The organism is Niveispirillum sp. FG148 (genome assembly GCF_057809655.1).
The window spans coordinates 1-18,780 of the sequence record NZ_JBMDKJ010000037.1 but is presented as its reverse complement, the minus strand read 5'-3'; the positions used below and the strand labels follow the sequence as shown (position 1 = coordinate 18,780).

The 18,780-nt window shown below is 65.8% G+C and carries 18 protein-coding genes and 1 riboswitch; of the genes, 11 read left to right on the top strand and 7 right to left on the bottom strand.

The window, feature by feature from the left end; all coding sequences use genetic code 11:
- Nucleotides 1–34 precede the first annotated feature (34 nt).
- Nucleotides 35–424: a YbaN family protein gene (locus ACODTW_RS25070; RefSeq protein ID WP_488948871.1), complete on the bottom strand. Its 390-nt coding sequence runs from the start codon at nt 422–424 to the stop codon at nt 35–37.
- Between the two features lie 150 nt (nt 425–574).
- On the opposite strand from ACODTW_RS25070, the gene ACODTW_RS25065 reads away from it, so the two are divergent.
- Nucleotides 575–946, top strand: coding sequence for an ArsR/SmtB family transcription factor (locus ACODTW_RS25065; RefSeq protein WP_488948870.1), 372 nt, complete (start codon nt 575–577; stop codon nt 944–946).
- The gene (locus ACODTW_RS25060) at nt 924–1,841 is read left to right on the top strand and encodes an SRPBCC domain-containing protein (protein ID WP_488948869.1); all 918 of its coding nucleotides are present in this window, start codon (nt 924–926) and stop codon (nt 1,839–1,841) included. Before ACODTW_RS25065 ends, ACODTW_RS25060 begins: the two co-directional genes overlap by 23 nt.
- A 60-nt stretch (nt 1,842–1,901) precedes the next feature.
- On the opposite strand, the gene ACODTW_RS25055 is transcribed toward ACODTW_RS25060, so the two are convergent.
- On the bottom strand, nt 1,902–3,413 hold the full coding sequence (locus ACODTW_RS25055; RefSeq protein ID WP_488948868.1) for a UbiD family decarboxylase: 1,512 nt from the start codon (nt 3,411–3,413) through the stop codon (nt 1,902–1,904).
- A 207-nt stretch (nt 3,414–3,620) separates the two neighbouring features.
- Here ACODTW_RS25055 and ACODTW_RS25050 point away from each other — a divergent pair, with 207 nt between their 5' ends.
- Both ACODTW_RS25050 and ACODTW_RS25045 read left to right on the top strand, forming a co-directional pair.
- Nucleotides 3,621–4,619 (top strand): sodium-dependent bicarbonate transport family permease, encoded by a 999-nt coding sequence (locus ACODTW_RS25050; protein ID WP_488948867.1) that lies wholly within the window; start codon nt 3,621–3,623, stop codon nt 4,617–4,619.
- Nucleotides 4,620–5,507: a LysR substrate-binding domain-containing protein gene (locus tag ACODTW_RS25045; RefSeq protein WP_488948866.1), complete on the top strand. Its 888-nt coding sequence runs from the start codon at nt 4,620–4,622 to the stop codon at nt 5,505–5,507. It begins immediately after the preceding gene.
- Nucleotides 5,508–5,546: 39 nt separating this feature from the next.
- Here the strand turns inward: ACODTW_RS25045 and ACODTW_RS25040 are convergent, their stop codons facing one another.
- Both ACODTW_RS25040 and ubiA read right to left on the bottom strand, forming a co-directional pair.
- On the bottom strand, nt 5,547–6,227 hold the full coding sequence (locus ACODTW_RS25040) for a class I SAM-dependent methyltransferase (protein ID WP_488948865.1): 681 nt from the start codon (nt 6,225–6,227) through the stop codon (nt 5,547–5,549).
- Nucleotides 6,202–7,251, bottom strand: a complete 1,050-nt coding sequence (ubiA, locus tag ACODTW_RS25035; RefSeq protein WP_488948864.1) for a 4-hydroxybenzoate octaprenyltransferase — start codon at nt 7,249–7,251, stop codon at nt 6,202–6,204. The genes ACODTW_RS25040 and ubiA overlap by 26 nt, the downstream gene beginning before the upstream one ends.
- Nucleotides 7,252–7,462: 211 nt before the next feature.
- Here ubiA and ACODTW_RS25030 point away from each other — a divergent pair, with 211 nt between their 5' ends.
- Together ACODTW_RS25030 and ACODTW_RS25025 are read left to right on the top strand one after the other, a co-directional pair.
- Entirely contained in the window at nt 7,463–8,113 is a 651-nt protein-coding gene (locus ACODTW_RS25030) for a CatA-like O-acetyltransferase (protein ID WP_488948863.1), read from the top strand.
- A gap of 37 nt (nt 8,114–8,150) precedes the next feature.
- Nucleotides 8,151–9,314 (top strand): cystathionine gamma-synthase, encoded by a 1,164-nt coding sequence (locus ACODTW_RS25025; protein WP_488948862.1) that lies wholly within the window; start codon nt 8,151–8,153, stop codon nt 9,312–9,314.
- 95 nt (nt 9,315–9,409) lie between these two features.
- Here ACODTW_RS25025 and ACODTW_RS25020 read toward each other — a convergent pair whose 3' ends face one another.
- Both ACODTW_RS25020 and apbC read right to left on the bottom strand, forming a co-directional pair.
- Nucleotides 9,410–9,706 carry a hypothetical protein gene (locus ACODTW_RS25020; RefSeq protein ID WP_488948861.1) on the bottom strand — a complete coding sequence of 99 codons (297 nt, stop codon included), beginning with the start codon at nt 9,704–9,706 and terminating at the stop codon, nt 9,410–9,412.
- Between the two features lie 165 nt (nt 9,707–9,871).
- On the bottom strand, nt 9,872–11,017 hold the full coding sequence (apbC, locus tag ACODTW_RS25015; protein ID WP_488948860.1) for an iron-sulfur cluster carrier protein ApbC: 1,146 nt from the start codon (nt 11,015–11,017) through the stop codon (nt 9,872–9,874).
- Nucleotides 11,018–11,190: 173 nt separating this feature from the next.
- On the opposite strand from apbC, the gene hflK reads away from it, so the two are divergent.
- The 4 genes from hflK (at nt 11,191) to ACODTW_RS24995 (ending at nt 15,159) form a co-directional block, all read left to right on the top strand.
- Nucleotides 11,191–12,351, top strand: a complete 1,161-nt coding sequence (gene hflK, locus ACODTW_RS25010; RefSeq protein WP_488948859.1) for an FtsH protease activity modulator HflK — start codon at nt 11,191–11,193, stop codon at nt 12,349–12,351.
- Nucleotides 12,352–12,363: 12 nt separating this feature from the next.
- The gene (gene hflC / locus ACODTW_RS25005; RefSeq protein ID WP_488948858.1) at nt 12,364–13,239 is read left to right on the top strand and encodes a protease modulator HflC; all 876 of its coding nucleotides are present in this window, start codon (nt 12,364–12,366) and stop codon (nt 13,237–13,239) included.
- A 58-nt stretch (nt 13,240–13,297) separates the two neighbouring features.
- Nucleotides 13,298–13,483: a DUF2065 domain-containing protein gene (locus ACODTW_RS25000; RefSeq protein ID WP_488948857.1), complete on the top strand. Its 186-nt coding sequence runs from the start codon at nt 13,298–13,300 to the stop codon at nt 13,481–13,483.
- A 158-nt stretch (nt 13,484–13,641) separates the two neighbouring features.
- Complete coding sequence (locus ACODTW_RS24995; RefSeq protein ID WP_488948856.1) at nt 13,642–15,159, top strand: DegQ family serine endoprotease; 1,518 nt, start codon at nt 13,642–13,644, stop codon at nt 15,157–15,159.
- A gap of 9 nt (nt 15,160–15,168) precedes the next feature.
- Here the strand turns inward: ACODTW_RS24995 and ACODTW_RS24990 are convergent, their stop codons facing one another.
- Nucleotides 15,169–16,599, bottom strand: coding sequence for an ankyrin repeat domain-containing protein (locus ACODTW_RS24990; protein WP_488948855.1), 1,431 nt, complete (start codon nt 16,597–16,599; stop codon nt 15,169–15,171).
- 109 nt (nt 16,600–16,708) lie between these two features.
- A riboswitch (TPP riboswitch) is annotated at nt 16,709–16,837 on the top strand.
- A gap of 66 nt (nt 16,838–16,903) precedes the next feature.
- Here ACODTW_RS24990 and thiC point away from each other — a divergent pair.
- Nucleotides 16,904–18,745 carry a phosphomethylpyrimidine synthase ThiC gene (gene thiC, locus ACODTW_RS24985; protein WP_488948854.1) on the top strand — a complete coding sequence of 614 codons (1,842 nt, stop codon included), beginning with the start codon at nt 16,904–16,906 and terminating at the stop codon, nt 18,743–18,745.
- The last annotated feature ends 35 nt before the right edge of the window (nt 18,746–18,780 follow it).

The following is an 18,780-nucleotide window of genomic DNA, read 5'->3' as shown; positions in this document are numbered from 1 at the left end:
CGCGGGTGAGCGATAAGCGAACCCCGACAGGGTGTCACCCCCGCTTGGGCGCCGGACGTGTGGCCACGAAGGTGGCCGTGCAGCACAGGATGGCGCCCACCAGCACCGGCACCCAGGCCTGCTTCGCCGTGAAAAAGACGAACAGCCAGGACAGGGCCATGACACACAGGGCCGCGATCTTGGCCCGCGTCGGGATGGCCCCCTGTTCGCGCCAGTCACGCAAGGGCGGGCCCCAACGCGGATGGTCCAGCAGTTTCTGCGCCTTTTCAGGATGGGAGCGGAAATAGGCCCAGAGCGCCACCAGCAGGAAAGGCGTCGTCGGCAGCACCGGCAACACCGCGCCGGCCATGCCCAGGCCAACACAGACATAGCCGAGCGCAATATAGAAAGGCCGCCAGCGGCGGCTGCTTGTCGGCTCGTTCATTCCGCCGCCTGCTGCCAATCGCAAATCATTCGCAACACTTTGGCCCGGCCGGTGACGCTTGGCAAGGGTGTGTGGTTTTAGGCCCCATGATAGTTAGGCACTTACCAAAGTGATAATTGCCCCCACCCCACCTTCCTGATACTTAGGCACATGACTAACCTTCAAGCCACCTCCAGCCTCGACCGCATGTTCCACGCCCTGGCCGACCCGTCGCGCCGGGCCGTGCTGGAACGGCTGGCGGAGGGGCCGGCCAGCGTGGGGGAGCTGGCCAAGCCCCTGCCCATGGCCCTGCCCAGTCTGATGCAGCATCTGCGGCTGCTGGAGGATTGCGGCCTGATCCGCACGGAAAAGGTGGGGCGTGTGCGCACCTGCCGGCTGGAACCCCATGCCATGGACGCGGCCGGGGAATGGATCGCCCATCAACGGGCGATCTGGGAGGCCCGGTTCGATCGGCTGGACGCCTATCTGCAGATCTTGAAAAAACAGGAGGAAGTGCCCGATGACGACCCCGCCGCCCGCTGATCGCAGCATGGTGATCACCCGCACCCTGAACGCCCCGCGCCCGCTGGTGTGGAAGGTGCTGACCGACCCCAGGCACATCCCCTTCTTCTGGGGCCCCAACGGCTTTTCCACGACCGTGCATGAGATGGATGTGCGGGTCGGCGGCTATTGGCGCTACACGATGCATGGATGGGGGAAGGATTTCGCGAACTGGATCCGATACCGCACGGTAGAGGCGCCGGCACTGCTGGAATATGACCATGGCGGTGACGATCCCGATCACGCCCTGTTCGACGGGTCGATCCGGTTGGAGGAGGTCGGGCCGGACAAGACCCTGGTCACCCTGACCATGATCTGTCCGACGCCGGAAGCGCTGGCAGAAATCCGCCAGTTCGGGGCGGAGGAAGGCGGTCGGCAGAACCTGGAACGGCTGGAACGCCAGGTGCTGGTCAGCGACCGCGACCTGGGCATCACCCGCATCCTGGACGTGCCCCGCGCCCTGGTCTGGAAGGCCTGGACCCAGCCCGAACATCTGGTCCATTGGTGGTGCCCCCGCCCCTGGCGCACGACCCTCTGCCGCATGGATGTGCGGTCGGGTGGGGAGTTCTACACCCGCATGGAAGGTCCCGATGGTGGCGTGTCGGACAATCCCGGCAGCTATCTTCTGGTGGAGGAAGGCCGGCGCCTGGTCTTCACCAACATGATGGGGCCGGATTTCCGCCCCGTGGCCCCGGGCTTTCTGCCCTTTGTGGCCGAGATCACCTTCGAGGATCACCTGGGCGGCACGCGCTATACCGCGCGCGCCATGCACCTGGACGCCGACGGTGCCCGCCAGCATGCGGAGATGGGATTCTATGACGGCTGGTCGACGGCCATCGACCAGTTGCGGGACTATGTGAAGGGCCTGGCGGCGTAAGCGGTTCGGCGGTAATGCTCGCCCGCTGTGGTGTGGGGGGGATCGACGGGTCGCGATCCCTCACTTCCAGATCGGCTTGCCGCTGCCCGGCAGGCCCAGCTTGCCCCACATGGCGCTGACCTTGTCGACCACGCCCGGATCCATGAACAGCTTCTGCCCCCATTCGCGGTGGGTTTCCGGCGGCAGCTTGTTGGTGGCGTCCAGGCCGACTTTGCCACCCAGCCCGCTTTCGGGGCTGGCAAAGTCCAGATAGTCGATGGGCGTGCCCTCGATCATGGTCAGATCGCGGACGGGGTCCATGCGGGTGCTGATGGCCCACATCACGTCCTTCCAGTCGCGGACATTGATATCGTCATCCACGACGATGATCCATTTCGTGTACATGAACTGGCGCAGGAAGGACCAGACGCCCATCATCACCCGCTTGGCATGTCCCGGATAGGCCTTCTTCATCGACACCACGGCGATGCGATAGGAACAGCCCTCCGGCGGCAGCCAGAAATCCACGATCTCGGGGAATTGCTGCTGCAACAGCGGCACGAACACATCGTTCAGCGCCTCGCCCAGCACGCTGGGCTCGTCCGGGGGACGGCCGGTGAAGGTGGACAGGAAGATGGGGTCGCGGCGCATGGTGATGGCCGTGACGGTGAAGGTGGGGAACTTCTCCACCGAATTGTAATAGCCGGTATGGTCGCCATAGGGCCCCTCATCCGCCTGTTCATCCAGGCTGACGAACCCTTCCAGCACGATCTCCGCCGTCGCCGGCACCTTCAGCGGCACCGTTTTGCAATCCACCAGATCGACCCTTTTCCCGCGCAGCAGGCCCGCGAACTGATATTCCGACAATGTGTCGGGCACGGGCGTGACGGCGGCCAGGATGGTGCCCGGATCAGCCCCCAGCACCACAGCGGCCGGCAGCGGATCGCGCTTGCCCGCCTGTTTCCAACGCTGATGGTGCTGCGCTCCGCCGCGATGTTTCAGCCAGCGCATGATGGTCTTGTTCCGGCCCAGCACCTGCATGCGGTAGATGCCCAGGTTGAAATTATCCTCCCGTGCATCGCTGGGCCCCTTGGTCACCACCAGCGGCCAAGTGATCAGCGGCGCCGGCTCCCCCGGCCAGCAGGACTGGATGGGCAGCAGCGACAGGTCGACATCGTCGCCGGTCAGCACCACCTCCTGGCACGGCGCCTTCGACACCGACCCCGGCCGCATGGCCATCACCTGCTTGGCCAGCGGCAGCAGCTCGAACGCCTCCCGCAGGCCGCGCGGCGGTTCGGGCTGTTTCAGGAAGGCCAGGGTCTCGCCCACCTGGCGCAGTTCGTGCGGCTCCCGGTCCATGCCCCAGGCCACGCGCTCCACCGTGCCGAACAGGTTGACCAGCACGGGCATGGAACTTTTCGTGCCATCGGCCTTGATCACATTCTCGAACAGTACGGCCGGCCCCTGTTCGGCCAGCAGGCGGGTCTGGATCTCCGTCATCTCCAGGACGGTGGAGACCGGCTCCTTGACCCGGACCAGCCGTCCCTCCTGTTCCAGGCGGGCGATGAAATCTCGCAGGGAGGCATAGGGCATGATCGGGCGGCCTTCAGGTTCCGGACGATGGTCGGGGCGTAACATCGGGGCCGGAACCGTGCCGGTCAAGCCCGCGACCGGCAACGGGACAATCGGTCCCGGCAATGATCATTGAATTTTCCAATGGATTGTCGAAAATATATCAATTTTACAGCATAGCCCTCGCTCCCTATGGTCGCGCCGGTTCGCCTTTTGGGGGTATTTGCCATGGATGTCTTGTTGTCGGCGCCGATCCTGTTCTTCGGCCTGGGGGTTCTGATCGCGCTGGCCGGCAGCCGCCTGCCCTTTCCCGACGGGTTCGGCAAGGCGCTGGCCGCCTTTCTGCTGGTCGCCATCGGGTTGAAGGGCGGGGCGGCCCTGTCCGGCGCTTCCATCGCGTCGGTGCTGCCGCTGCTGCTGACGGCGGCACTGATCAGCTTCGCCATGCCGGTACTGGGCTTCGCCCTGCTGCGCGGACCGGTCGGGCTGGACCGGGTCAATGCGGCGGCCATTGCGGCGCATTACGGATCGGTCAGCCTGGTTACCTTCGTGACGGCCACCAAGCTGCTGGAAGCGCAGGGCATCGGTTTCGGCGGCCATATGGTGGCCGCCCTGGCGGTGATGGAGGGGCCGGCCATCATCACGGGTCTGGTCCTGGCCGGCCGTGTCGGCGTGGCCGCAAGGGCTGGCGGGGTGCAGGGCGACGGCACCCTGGCCCTGTCCATGGGGGACGGCAATCTGGGGCCGGCCTTTCGGGAAGCGGCCTTGAACGGGTCCATCCTGCTGCTGGCGGGCGCGCTGGTGGTGGGGGTGATCATCGGTCCGCCGGGCATGGCCAAGCTGTCGGGCCTGTTCGTGGCACCCTGGGACGGGGCCCTGTGCCTGTTCCTGCTGGACATGGGTCATCTGGCCGCCAGCCGGTTGCGTCAGGCGGCCGCCCTCAGCCTGCGGCTGGTCGGTTTCGGGCTGGTCATGCCGCTGCTGGGTGCTGCCATCGGCGTGGCGGCAGGGCTGGCCCTGGGCCTGGGGCTGGGCGACATGGTGCTGATGGTCACGCTCTGCGCATCCGCCTCCTACATCGCGGTGCCGGCCGCCCTGCGCCATGCGCTGCCGGATGCGGACCCGGGCCTGTCGCTGCCGCTGTCGCTGGCCGTCACCTTCCCCTTCAACATTCTGGTCGGCGTTCCGCTCTATCTGGCGGTCTGCCGGCACTTGATCGGATCATAAATGCCGGTTCCCCTGCCCCCCTTCGACCTGGACCTGCTGCGCACCTTCATCACCATCGTCGATAGCGGCGGGGTGACGCGGGCGGCAGAACGGCTGGGCCGGACCCAGTCCACCATCAGCCTGCAGGTAAAACGGCTGGAGGAGGGGCTGGGCCGCCGCCTGTTCCAGCGCGAGGGCCGGTCGTTCGAGATGACGGCGGAGGGGGAACAGCTGCTGACCTATGCCCGCCGCCTGCTGGGCCTGGCGGGAGAGGCGTGTGCCGCGCTGATGGAGCCGGAGGTGGGCGGCACCGTGCGGCTGGGCACGCCGGAGGATTTTGCCACCACCCACCTGCCCGACGTGCTGTTCCGCTTCGCCCGTGCCCATCCGCAGGTGGCGCTGGAGGTCCGGTGCGACTTCACTGCCAACCTGCTGGACGGGTTCACCCAGGGCGATTTCGATCTGGTCCTGTGCAAGCGCGAACCGCAGGGCACGGGCGATGGCGTGCGGGTCTGGCGCGAACCGCTGGTCTGGGCCACATCGCCCCGGCTGCTGCTGTCACCCGGACAGCCCGTGCCGCTGGTCCTGGCCCCGGCGCCGGATCTCTACCGCCGCCGGGCACTGGAAGCGCTGGATCGGGCGGGCCTGCCCTGGCGTGTGACCTATACCAGCCCCAGTCTGGCCGGCATCCAGGCCGCTGTCAGTGCCGGACTGGGCGTCACCATCCTGTCGCGGGACATGCTGATGGCGGGGTTCCAGCATGTGGACCCGTCGGTCGGACTGCCCGGCCTGTCGGACATGGAAATTGCGCTGTACCGCCGGCCGGGTGCGCCGTCAAAGGCCGTGGACCTGCTGGCGGACCATATGGTGCGGTCGCTGGAAAACCGGCCTAGAGCTGTTTTCGTTTGACCGGAAACAGCTCCGCCCGCGACTGAGGAAGACGAAAGGTCAGCGGGGCACCCGCCACACATCCGTGACCCGGACCTCCCGGTCCTCCAGTTCCCGCGTCGTCGGCACGGCGTAGGTGGCGACCTTGTCCAGGCCCTGGCCCGGCAGATAGGCGCGGCCGGGATCACCGACCAGCACGGTGACACCCGCCGCCGTCAGGTCCCGGAACCAAGCCAGCGCGGCCTCCGCGAAGGCCCGTTCGTAACAGACATCGCCGGCCAGCAGGATGTCGATGTCCGGCAGCGGGCGGCCGATGATGTTGTCGGTAATGCCGGTGACGGCGACACCGTTCAGATCGGCATTCATTTCCGTGGCCACGATGGCGAAGGCGTCGATCTCCACCGCCGTGACGGCGGTCGCCCCCGCCTTCATGGCGGCAATGGCGATCAGGCCGGATCCGGCCGCGAAATCCAGCACGCGCTTGCCGACCACCAGCGCCGGGTCATCGGCGATCAGCCGGGCGATGGCCTGTCCGCCGGCCCAGGGAAAGGCCCAGAAGGGCGGTGGCACGCCGTTCTTCTGCAGCCAGTCCTCCGTCGCCTGCCAGATGGGGGTGATTTCGGTGGCCTGCCAAAGCTGGATATCGGGCCGCATCGGCACCGGGGCCGGCACGGTATGGGCACGGATGAAGGTGGCGGGATCGGAGGCAGGCGGTTCAGTGACGGCTGGGGATAATGGCAAGATCCGCGACCCGCAGCATCTGCTGCATATAGGGTTTGGGCAGGCCCTGGTTCCCGCCGGGGGCATAGCCACCGCCGCCATGGCTGGCGGGCGGCAGGCTGGCGATGCCGACAATGATGGCGACCAGCAGCGCCATGCCGACGAAACGGGCGGCCTTGAAGGTGGCCAGACTGTCGGCCGGGTCGTTCATGTCCCAGCCCTTCACCTGCATGGCCATCAGCGCGCCGGTGACGGCCAGGGGCACGGCAATGCCCCAGAACATGCCCGTCGGTTCCAGCGCCACCAGCCACAGGGCGAAGGCCCCGGCATAGAAGCCGCCGACCCAGCGGCGCGAATCATTGCCGAACAGCAGGGCCGTGGACTTGATCCCGACATGGGCGTCGTCCTCCCGGTCCTGATGGGCATAGATCGTATCATAGCCCAGCGTCCACAGGATGCCGCCGGCATAAAGCATCAGCGGCTGCCAGCCCAGATCGCCGCGCACGGCGGCCCAGCCCAGCAGGGCACCCCAGTTGAAGGTCAGACCCAGAAAGGCCTGCGGCCACCAGGTGATGCGCTTCATCAGCGGATAGGCGCCGACCAGCAGCAGCGATGCCGCGCCCAGCGCAATGGCGAATCCGTTCAACTGCACCAGGATCAGCAGCCCGACCAGCAATTGCGCGATCAGGAAGGCGATGGCCTGCCGGACAGAGACCTGCCCGCTGGGGATGGGGCGGACGCGGGTGCGTTCCACCCGGGCGTCCAGCTTATGGTCCAGGATGTCGTTGACGGTGCAACCCGCCCCGCGCATGACCACGGAGCCCACGCCGAACAGGGCCATCAGCCACAGGTCGGGCCAGCCACCGGCCGGAGCGGCCAGGGCGATGGACCACCAGCCAGGCAGCAGCAGCAGCCAGGTGCCGATGGGCCGGTCCAACCGCATCAGCCGTGCATAGGGGCGCCACGCCACCGGCAGGTAGCGGTCGATCCAATCGCCGGCCCGAATATCGGTATGGCCGGTTCCAGTGTCCGTGGCGTGCGTCATGGGCGCATTCTACGCTCTCTGCCTGCCGGCGGAAAGTGCTGCCCGTCACAGCGGTGCCGTTTGGGTCGATTGCCCGTCCTGCGGCCGCCATGGCTTGACCTGCGACATCATCGCCGTTAATCAAAACCTGCTCTGGCGGAGCCGTGGGGTGCAGGCCACCCCGTCAACTAAGTGCCCCGGATCGGGTCGGGAACCCGGCAAGGGAGGCACCGTGACAGGCCAGAACAACAATACCACAACCATCGACCGCAGCCGCCAGGTGGCGCTGTTCAGCCGCTACGACCAGCCGGCCGTGAATATCGCGGCCATCGCCGACTGTGCCGATTTCGTGCCGGCGGCCAAGGCGGCGGGCATCCCGCCCTTTGCCCGCGTGCTGCATGCCATTGGCCGCGTCAGCCTGGAAATGCCGAATTTCCGCCTGCGCCTGCTGGAAGGGCGCGTGTCGGAGGTGAAGGAATTGACCCTGTCCTATACGGTCATCGGCCGGGACGGGAACCTGAACTTCTCCTCCATCCCCTACCGGCCGGACTTCCAGGCCTTCCTGGCGGATTATCTGACCGACCGGGAACTGGCGCGCAATGCCGTGGAACTGCGCCTGAAGCCGCTGACCACGCGGGATTTCATCTTCACCACCTGCCTGCCATGGCTGCGTTTCACCTCCATCCAGCATCCGATGGCGCGATTCGGGGATTGTTCCATTCCCAACATCGCCGTCGGCAAGTTCCGACATGGGAACGGGCGGGTGGATTTCCCCGTTGCCATTCAGGCCCATCACGGTCTGGTGGATGGCATCCACATCGCCCAATTCATCGCCCGGCTGGAACAGGTGCTGGGCGATGCCGTCAACGATCCGACCCGCTAGAGGCCGGACGTCTTTTCAAAAAACAAGGATGTTCAGCATGACCGACCGTTCCAACCGCCAGGGCTTTGCTACCCGTGCGATCCACGCCGGCCAGCAGCCGGACCCGACCACAGGCGCCATCATGGTGCCCATCTACGCCACCAGCACCTTTGTGCAGGAAAGCCCCGGCGTCCATAAGGGCTATGAATATGCCCGCAGCCAGAACCCCACCCGCATGGCCTATGAAGCCTGCGTGGCCGATCTCGAATCGGGTCACCGCGGCTATGCCTTCGCGTCCGGTCTGGCGGCGGAGGCGACGATTCTGGAACTGCTGGATGCCGGGTCGCATGTCATCGCCTCGGACGATCTTTATGGCGGCACCTACCGGCTGCTGCACCGGGTGCGGGGGCGCACGGCCAACCTGTCGGTGACCACGGTCGACCTTTCGGATCTGGCGGCCGTGGAGGCCGCGATCCGGCCGGAAACGAAGATGATCTGGGTCGAAACGCCGACCAACCCGCTGCTGAAACTGGCCGACCTGGAAGCGCTGGCGCAGCTGGCGAAGAAGCGCGGCCTGATCTCCGTCGCCGACAATACCTTCGCCAGCCCCTGGCTCCAGCGACCGCTGGAACAGGGATTCGACATTGTCGTGCATTCGGCCACCAAATATCTGAACGGCCATTCCGACATGGTGGGCGGCATTGCCGTGGTGCGCGAGGCCGGCGAAATCGTCGACCGCATGGCCTTCCTGCACAATGCCGTGGGTTCGATCCAGGGACCGTTCGACAGTTTCCTGGTCATGCGCAGCCTGAAGACGCTGGCGCTGCGCATGGAACGGCACTGCCAGAACGCCGCCCAGGTGGCCGAATGGCTGGAAAAGCATCCGTCGGTCGCCAAGGTCCGCTATCCATTCCTGCCCAGCCATGCCCAGCATGATCTGGCCCGCCGCCAGATGCGGGCCGGTGGCGGCATGGTCACCATCCATCTGAAAGGCGGGCTGGAACCGGCGCGGCGCATGCTGGAACGCACGCAACTGTTCAGCCTGGCCGAAAGCCTGGGCGGGGTGGAAAGCCTGATCGAACATCCGGCCATCATGACCCATGCCAGCATCCCGGCCGAACAGCGCGCCGCCATCGGCATCGATGACGGTCTGGTCCGCCTGTCGGTGGGAGTGGAGGATGTGGCAGACCTGATCGCCGATCTGGATCAGGCGCTGCGATAACAGAACAAAAAAAATGGCGCCCGGATTGGGGCCGGGCGCCAGTTGTTCAGCAATCCATACACATACCGCCTACATGGCGACTCACCACACCAAGTTCAGGGTCGGACTTCCCAAGCGAACTCGACATGGCAAGGGGTGTTCGGCATGGCCGCGATGGGGTTCATCTGCAACCACGTCCAGAATTCCTTGAACGCCAGCTGGGGACGGGCCTGAGCATAGGTACCCAGACGGCTCGCGACCCGGTCGCTTAGCGTGCGCGTCACTTCCTCGTAAGCGACTTCCGGTACGCCATGGGCGACCTGGACATCACCGGTACGGGGATCAGCAGCCCGGAAAGAATGGGCGCCGTCGCGAAACGCATATGCAACTCTGATCGGTTCGTCTTGATACATCCTGTCCGTCCTCCGCCGGAGCACGAATTTTATGTACCAAATCCCCCTCAAGACGGAAAGGAAAAATCCATTGCGCGATACGCAGTGCAGCAATCCGTCTTCCGGCGGTCTGATATTGAAAGACAGTTTCAAACGAGCGTGCGTTTCCGGAAACTGGAAACGTTCTCAATCGATGACGATCCGGGGTGCTGCACGGCGGGCACCGCCACTGATCTTGTCCCAGACGCGGGCCGCGATCGTGCGGTAAACCTTTGCATGTTCACTGTTTTGCTGGGACATCACGATGGGCGCGCCGCCGTCGCTGGTCTCCCGGATGACGATATCCAGCGGGATTTCGCCCAGGAAGTCGATGCCCAGCTTTTCGGCCTCTGCCCGGGCGCCGCCATGGCTGAAGATGTCACTGCGGTGTCCACAGTTCGGGCAGCAGAAATAGGACATGTTCTCCACGATGCCCAGCACGGGCACATCTACCCGCTTGAACATGTTCAGGCCCTTGCGGGCGTCCAGCAGGGCAATGTCCTGCGGCGTGGACACGATCACCGCCCCGGCCAGCGCGACATTTTGCGCCAGCGACAACTGGGCGTCGCCCGTGCCGGGCGGCATGTCGACCACCAGCACATCCAGCTCGCCCCAGGCCACATCGCGCAGCATCTGCTGAATGGCGCCCATGACCATGGGGCCGCGCCAGATCATGGGTGTGTCTTCCGCCACCAGGAAGCCCATGGACATGACCTTGACGCCGTAATTGACCAGGGGCTTCAGCACCTTGCCGTCCATCGTCTCCGGCTTACCCGACAGGCCCATCATGCGCGGCAGGGACGGGCCATAGATATCGGCGTCCAGCAGACCAACGCGCAGCCCGTTGGCCGCCATGCCCAGGGCCAGGTTGACGGCGGTGGTGGATTTGCCCACGCCCCCCTTGCCCGAGGCCACGGCGATGATGGCGCGCACGCCGGGCACACCCGCCTTGGTCGGGCGCGGCGGGTGGGTGGGGGTCGGGCCGTGGCTGTGGCCCTTGTGGTCATGCCCCTTGTGGCTGTCGCCCCCCAGCTTGGGCGGGGCGCGATGGGCCGTCAGCATGGCCGTGACCGAGGTGACGCCGGGCAGCACGTCCACGGCCCTTTCCGCCGCCTGCCGCAGCGGTTCCAGGGCCGCACCCCTGGCGGGGTCCACTTCCACGGCGAAGGCGACATTGCCTTCCTTCACCACCAGGCCCGAAATCATGCCCAGCGACACGATGTCGGCACCCCGGTCGGGGTCCTTCACGGCACGCAGCGCGTTCAGAACCTGTTCTTCATTGACGGTGGCCATGGTTGAAAACCCCGCTTTCTTCCCAATATCTGCAAGCACCGACAGGCCATGGGCCTTTCGCTGGCGCGCCGCGATATATAGGGTGGCAACGGCAGCATAGAAAGCGTCCTGTCCTTGCGGGCAGGCCTGTCGGTTTGGCAGTTTGTGGGTCCAATCACCAAAGGGTCGGGAATATGCCCTGGAATAATCAAGGTGGCGGCAATGGCGGCGGACCCTGGGGCTCACCCCCGGGGGGCGGCGGCAATGGCAACGGCAACAACCCCTGGGGTCGTCCGCCGGGCGGCGGGCAGCAGCCCGGAGGCCCGGACCTGGAGGAATTGCTGCGCAAGGGCCAGGAGCGGTTCAAGAACCTGACTCCCGGCGGCTTGGGTGGCGGCAAGGGCATCCTGCTGGGTGTTGTGGCGCTGGGCCTGATCTGGGGCCTTTCCGGCATCTATCGCGTACAGCCGGACGAGCAGGGTGTGGTCCTGCGATTCGGCCAATATACGCGTACCGAGCAGCCGGGTCTGCGCTATCACCTGCCCGCGCCGATTGAAACGGTGGAGACGCCGAAGGTCACCCGCGTCAACCGGCTGGAGATCGGCTATCGCTCCGCCGTCGACAATCGCCGCGGCGGTGGCGACGTCATCGACGAAAGCCTGATGCTGACCGGTGACGAGAATATCATCGACATCGACTTCACCGTCATGTGGGTGATCAAGGATGCCGGCAATTTCCTGTTCAAGATCCGCGAGCCGGAACTGACCGTGAAGATGGCGGCCGAAAGCGCCATGCGCGAGGTGATCGGCCGCACTGACATCCAGCCGGCCTTGACCGAGGCACGCCAGGATATCGAACAGCAGACCCGGTTGCTGTTGCAGACCATGCTGGACGAATACCAGTCGGGCATCGAAATCAGCCAGGTGCAGTTGCAGAAGGTGGACCCACCCGGTCCCGTCGTTGACGCCTTCAACGATGTGCAGCGCGCCCGCCAGGATCGCGAGCGTCTGCGCAATGAGGCAGAGGCCTATCGCAACGATATCATCCCCCGCGCCCGCGGCGAGGCCGAGCAGCTGATCCAGCAGGCCTCCGCCTATCGCGAGCAGGTGGTCAGTCTGGCCCAGGGTGACGCGCAGCGCTTCGCCCAGGTCATGGCCGCCTACAACCAGGCGCCGGAAATCACGGCACGGCGCATGTATCTGGAAACCATGCAGGAAGTGCTGAGCGGTTCCAACAAGATCATCATCGATCAGGGCAAGGGCGGACCGGGCGTCGTGCCCTTCCTGCCCTTGCAGGAACTGACCAACCAGCTCCGCCAACAGACGCCGGCCGCACCGGCCGCGCCGCGCCAGTAAGGGGGACGCAGCATGAGCAGCAAACTGATCGCCGCAGGCGTCGCCATCGCCGCCGTCGCCATCCTGGCCTCCTCCTCCCTGTTCGCCGTCAACCAGACGCAGCAGGCGCTGGTGCTGCAATTCGGTGAATGGAAGCGGACAATCCAGGAACCGGGTCTGCACGCCAAAATCCCGTTCGTGCAGAATGTCGTTTTCCTGGATGCGCGCGTTCTGGATGTCGATCCGCCCGTCGAACAGGTCATCCTGGCCGACCAGAAGCGGCTGGAGGTCGATGCCTTCGCCCGCTACCGCATTACCGACCCGCTGCAATTCTACCAGTCGGTTGGCAATGAGATTGTCGCCGAACAGCGTCTGGCCGCGACCGTGAATTCGTCGCTGCGCCGCGTGCTGGGCAATTCCACCCTGCTGGCCGTCCTGTCCAAGGAACGCGCCAAGGTGATGACCGACATCAAGGCACAGGTGAACCAGGAAGCTGCGCGCTTCGGCGTGGAAATCGTGGATGTCCGCATCCGCCGCGCCGATCTGCCCGATGCCACGTCGGCCGCCGTCTATGAGCGCATGCGGTCGGAACGTGAGCGCGAGGCCCGCGAAGCCCGCGCCCAGGGCAGCGAGCAGGCCCAGCAGATTCGCAGCCGCGCGGAACGCGAACGCACCGTCATCCTGGCGGAAGCGCAGCGCGATTCACAGGTGCTGCGCGGCGAAGGCGACAACCAGGCCATCCGCATCCTGGCCGAGAGTGCCGGCAAGAACCCGGAATTCTATGCCTTCTACCGTTCGCTGGAAGCCTACAAGGTGGCCATGAAGGGGGAGAACACGCAGATGGTCCTGTCGCCGGACAGCGAGTTCTTCCGCTATTTCAACAACACCACCGGCGTCGCCAAGCGTTGATGGAAAGGCCGCGCGGGCGATTTTTCGCCAGCGCGGCCTTTTAATTGCGGGTTCTGCCTTGAAAGATTTCCTGACCGCGCTGGCGCTCGTCTTCGTCATCGAGGGGCTTTTATACGCCGTGGCCCCCAATTCCATGCGCGACATGGCCGGGCGCATTACCGGCATGGACCCGGTGATGTTACGCCGGGTGGGGCTGGCCGCGGCCATTCTGGGCGTTCTGGCCGTGGCCGTGGTGCGCGGATAGGGCCGCCTGGGACCAACCTTTCCAGTCCGCGACGAAGGAAGGCTTCGCAGCGGGGCTTCGGCAGCCTATATTCCCTGGTGTCGGTGGTCCCCTTTGGGCCGGGCTGCCGGTGCGCGCCTCCGATCCGGGGCGCGGATGACTGGCCCCTGGAGATTGACGTGACCGCGTTCTTCCGCTCCCGTCCCGCCGCCCGTCTGGCGGCCGCCTTTGCGGCTTTGCCGCTGGTCGCGACCCTGCTGGTCGCCACCCCGGCCCCGGCGCTGGCCCAGCGCGGTGCGCCCGAGAGTTTCGCCCCCCTGGCCGAAAAGACCCTGCCGGCCGTGGTCAATATCTCGACCAGTCAGACCATCCAGGCCAAGCCGGGTGGACGCGGCGCCGTGCCCATGCCGGACTTCCCGCCTGGTTCCCCGTTCGAGGATTTCTTCCGCGACTTCATGGAACGCCAGCAGGGCCAGGGTGCCCCGCGCAAGGCGCAGTCGCTGGGTTCCGGCTTCATCATCGATGCGTCGGGCTATATCGTCACCAACAACCACGTCATTGATGGTGCCGACGAGATCACGGTCATCTTCCAGGATGCCGACCAGACGGAGCTGAAGGCCAAGCTGATCGGCACGGACAAGGAAACCGATCTGGCGCTGCTGAAGGTTGAAACCAAGCAGAAGCTGACGCCCTTGAAATGGGGTGACAGCGACGTGCTGAAGGTGGGCGACTGGGTCGTGGCCATCGGCAACCCGTTCGGCCTGGGCGGCACCGTCACGGCCGGCATCGTCTCGGCCCGCGCCCGCGATATCGGCGCCGGCCGCTTCGATGATTTCATCCAGACTGACGCCGCCATCAATCAGGGCAATTCCGGTGGCCCGCTGGTCAATCTGGCCGGCGACGTGGTGGGCATCAATTCCGCCATCTACAGCCGCACCGGCGGTTCCGTCGGCATCGGCTTCGCCATCCCGTCCAGCATGGCCCGCACCGTGATCGAGGAGATCCGCAAGGCCGGCAAGGTGCGGCGCGGCTGGCTGGGCGTGCAGATTCAGTCGGTGACCCCGGAAATCGCCGAAAGCATGAGCCTGCCCAGCCACAAGGGCGCCCTGGTCGGCACCGTGACGGAGGGCAGCCCCGCCGCCGCCGCCGGCCTGAAGCCCGGCGACGTCATCCTGACCTTTGACGGCAAGGAGGTTGCCAATAACCGCACCCTGCCGCGCATGGTGGCCGGCACGCCGGTGGGCACCAAGGTCAATGTCGGCATCTCCCGCAAGGGCGCGCCGATGAATGTTGCCATCACGCTCGCCGAATTCCCGGAAGATCAGATCGCCGCCGCCGAGGAAGGCGAGGAGGAGGGCGAGCCCGCGCCCAAGCCCGGCGCCGTGCAGCAGCAGATCGACGCGCTGGGCCTGACCGTCTCCACCATCACCCCCGACCTGCGCAAGCAGTTCGAGGTGGCGGAAGGCGTGAAGGGTGTGGTCATCACCAAGATCAACCAGAATGCCCCGGCCCAGACGCGCCAGCTTCGTCCCGGTGACGTGGTGCTGGAGGTGAGCCAGGCCCCGGTGACCACGCCCACGGACGTGCAGGACCGCGTCGCCAAGGCCCGTCAGGCCGGCCAGAAGGCCGTATTGCTGCTGGTCGAACGCAAGGGCGAGCAGACCTTCCTGGCCCTGGCGCTGGAACAGGACAAGTAAGCACCGGCCTTACGGCTTGTTGAGAAGGGCCCTGGCCCTGTCCAGTTCCGCGCCGGAAAGGCGGGGATTGGGCGGGACAGGGCCCTTTCCATTCAGATAGTCCAGGGGCGTCACCCCTTCATCATCCTTGACGGTCGGATCGGCCCCGGCCTTCAGCAAGGCCTCGATGACGGCCAGTCCGGCATTGGCGGCGGCGTAATGCAGGGCCGTGCGCTTCCCGTGCTTGGGGAGGGTGAATTCATCGGTCACATCCGTCGCAGCCCTGACGTCAGCACCATGGGCCAGCAGCCAGGCCACAGCCTCTGCCTGGTCCGCTTGGGAAGCCGCCATCAGCGGCGTCTTGCCGAAGCCGTTACGAACGTCCACGCCGTCGATCGCCACGGTATCGGCCAGCAATTCCGGCCGCAGGGCTGCCGACAGATGCGACAGCGGGTCGATGCCAGCGGTAACCGCGCAACGGCTGAAGGCATCCTTGCCATCGCCCCGCCGGACAATGGCGGCACGCACCGTGTCCAGAGGCGCGCCATCGACCAGCAGGGTGCGGGCATGGTCGGCCGGCGGCGGTCCGCCCCCGCAATCGGCGCCCCAGGCCAGCGCGAACAGGGCGTTGCGTGCCCTTTCGCCGGCCCTGTCACCCTGCAAGGGGCGATAGAAATCGGTCAGCGCGAGAAGGGCCGCCTGATAGACGGGCAGGATGCGCGACAGGGCAACCCGGTTGCCGACCGACAGATAGGACCAGGTCTGATAGGGCAGCAGCCCTTGCCTGGGGGCTGGCGGCAATTGTGACGGGTCCAGCCTTGCCTGTTCCAGGATGGCAGCCTGCTGTCCTGCCAGGGCATAGCGCAGGCTGCCCCCATGGTTGGCCAGGAAGCCGCCGTCCGCCAGGGTGGCAGCGCGGATGAAATCCTGCACTTGCCCGTCGGGGAACCCCTCCACATGGCCGCGCCCCCAGTCGCAGCCCGATCGCGGCAGAAAATTGTCCCGGTTGCTGCCGAACTGCGGTTCCGTCGCGGCCAGCAGACCCGGCCGCCGCCGCAATACATCGCAGGGAATGGCATAGAAGGCCGATTGCGTCTGCACCACCCCGGCACTGGACAGCAGCCGCAGCAGCGCCACCAGACTGTCGTCCGTGCCGTCATAGGTAGCGGGGGCGCCCAGCACCTGTTCCAGATAGGGATCGTTCTGACCGGTCAGCGCCGCGGTCAGGTCATGCACCAGCCGGTCGATCTCCGCCTTCGCGTCGGGTCGGAAGGCATGCAGGAACAGCAGCCGGTCCAGGCTGATCAGCGGCGTGGACGGGTTGCGGGTGGCGGCATCGGCGGCAGCCGGGTCGCGGCCCATCCGGGCAATCGCCTGTTCATACCCCTCATCGGCGGCGACCGGCATCGTGATCAGCAGCAAGCCGGCGGCCAGCATGGCCAGGGTGCGGCGCAGGGTCATCTGAAACGGTTCTCCGTTGGGTATCCGCGGTGCAGCCTATCAGCACGCCAACCGTGCGGATACCGAAACACCCGCCCTTGACACCTTGCCTGTTTCTCCCGCAGTTTCCATCCCGTCCAAGGGGAACCCCGGCAAGGGGCTGAGACACCGCATGGACCGCCAATGGGCGGCACCGGCGCGGGAACCCTTCGAACCTGATCCGGGTCGTACCGGCGTAGGGATGGAAGCATAGGGCCCCGTTTGCCCCCGATGTGCCGCCGCACCTTCGTGCCAAGCCCGGATCTCCATTCAACGGGAGGTCCAGATGCCAGATACCACCATTACCGATCCTGAGTTCCGCGTCACCACCGGCCCGCTGCCCGCCAGCCGCAAGGTGCATGTGGCGGGGGAGCGGTTCCCCGATATCCGCGTCGCCATGCGCGAGATCGACCTGTCGCCCAGCGCCAACGAGGCGCCGGTGCGTGTCTATGACCCGTCCGGCCCCTATACCGATCCCGCCGTGCGCACGGATATCCGCCAGGGCTTGGCCGAGTTGCGCCGGTCCTGGGTGGAAGCGCGCGGCGATGTGGAGACCTATGACGGCCGCAGCGTGAAGCCGGAGGATAATGGGCTGCGCGAAGGCCAGGAAAGCCCCGTGCCCCTGTTCAACCGCGCCGGCCGCCGCCCCTTACGCGCCAAGGTCGGGGCAAACGTGTCCCAGCTTCACTATGCCCGCAAAGGCATCATCACGCCGGAGATGGAATATGTCGCCATCCGCGAGAATCTGGGCCGGCAGCGCCGGGCCGAACAGGCGGCGCGTGACGGGGAGGATTTCGGGGCATCCATCCCCGATTACGTGACGCCGGAATTCGTGCGGGACGAGATTGCGCGCGGCCGCGCCATCATCCCCAACAATATCAACCACCCGGAAACCGAACCGATGATCATCGGCCGGAACTTCCTGGTGAAGATCAACGCCAATATCGGCAATTCCGCCGTCACCTCCTCGGTCGCGGACGAGGTGGACAAGCTGGTCTGGGCCATCCGCTGGGGGGCCGACACGGTCATGGACCTGTCCACGGGCCGCAATATCCACACCATCCGGGAATGGATCATCCGCAATTCCCCCGTCCCCATCGGCACCGTCCCTATCTATCAGGCGCTGGAAAAGGTGGATGGCAAGGCGCAGGACCTGACCTGGGAGATTTTCCGCGACACCCTGATCGAACAGGCTGAACAGGGGGTGGATTATTTCACCATCCATGCCGGCGTGCGGCTGGCCCATATCCCGCTGACGGCAAAAAGGGTGACGGGGATCGTCAGCCGGGGTGGGTCCATCATGGCCAAATGGTGCCTGGCCCATCACCAGGAGAACTTCCTCTACACCCACTTCGATGAAATCTGCGAGATCATGAAGGCGTACGATATCGCCTTCTCCCTGGGCGACGGGCTGCGCCCCGGCAGCATTGCCGACGCCAATGACGCCGCCCAGTTCGCGGAGCTGGAGACGCTGGGGGAACTGACCCATATCGCCTGGAAGCATGACGTGCAGGTGATGATCGAAGGGCCGGGCCATGTGCCCATGCACAAGATCAAGGCCAACATGGACAAGCAGCTGAAGGTCTGCGGCGAGGCGCCCTTCTATACGCTGGGGCCGCTGACCACCGATATCGCGCCGGGGTACGACCACATCACCAGCGGTATCGGGGCGGCCATGATCGGCTGGTTCGGCACCTCCATGCTCTGCTACGTCACGCCCAAGGAGCATCTGGGCCTGCCCGACCGCGACGATGTGAAGGTGGGCGTCATCACCTATAAGCTGGCCGCCCATGCCGCCGATCTGGCCAAGGGCCATCCGGGGGCGCAGGAACGCGACGACGCGCTGTCGCGCGCGCGGTTCGAATTCCGCTGGCGCGACCAGTTCAACCTGTCGCTGGACCCCGAAACGGCGGAAAAATACCACGACCAGACCCTGCCGGCGGAAGGCGCCAAGCTGGCGCATTTCTGTTCCATGTGCGGTCCGAAATTCTGTTCCATGAAAATCACGCAGGAAGTGCGGGACTATGCCGCCGCACAGGAGGGGATGGCTTCCATGTCGGCGGCATTCAAGGAGAAGGGCGGGCAGGTCTATCTATCGGACAAGCCCATCCCAGAGGATCATCACTGAACCGGGGGGGGGGGGGGGGGGGGGGGGGGGGGGGG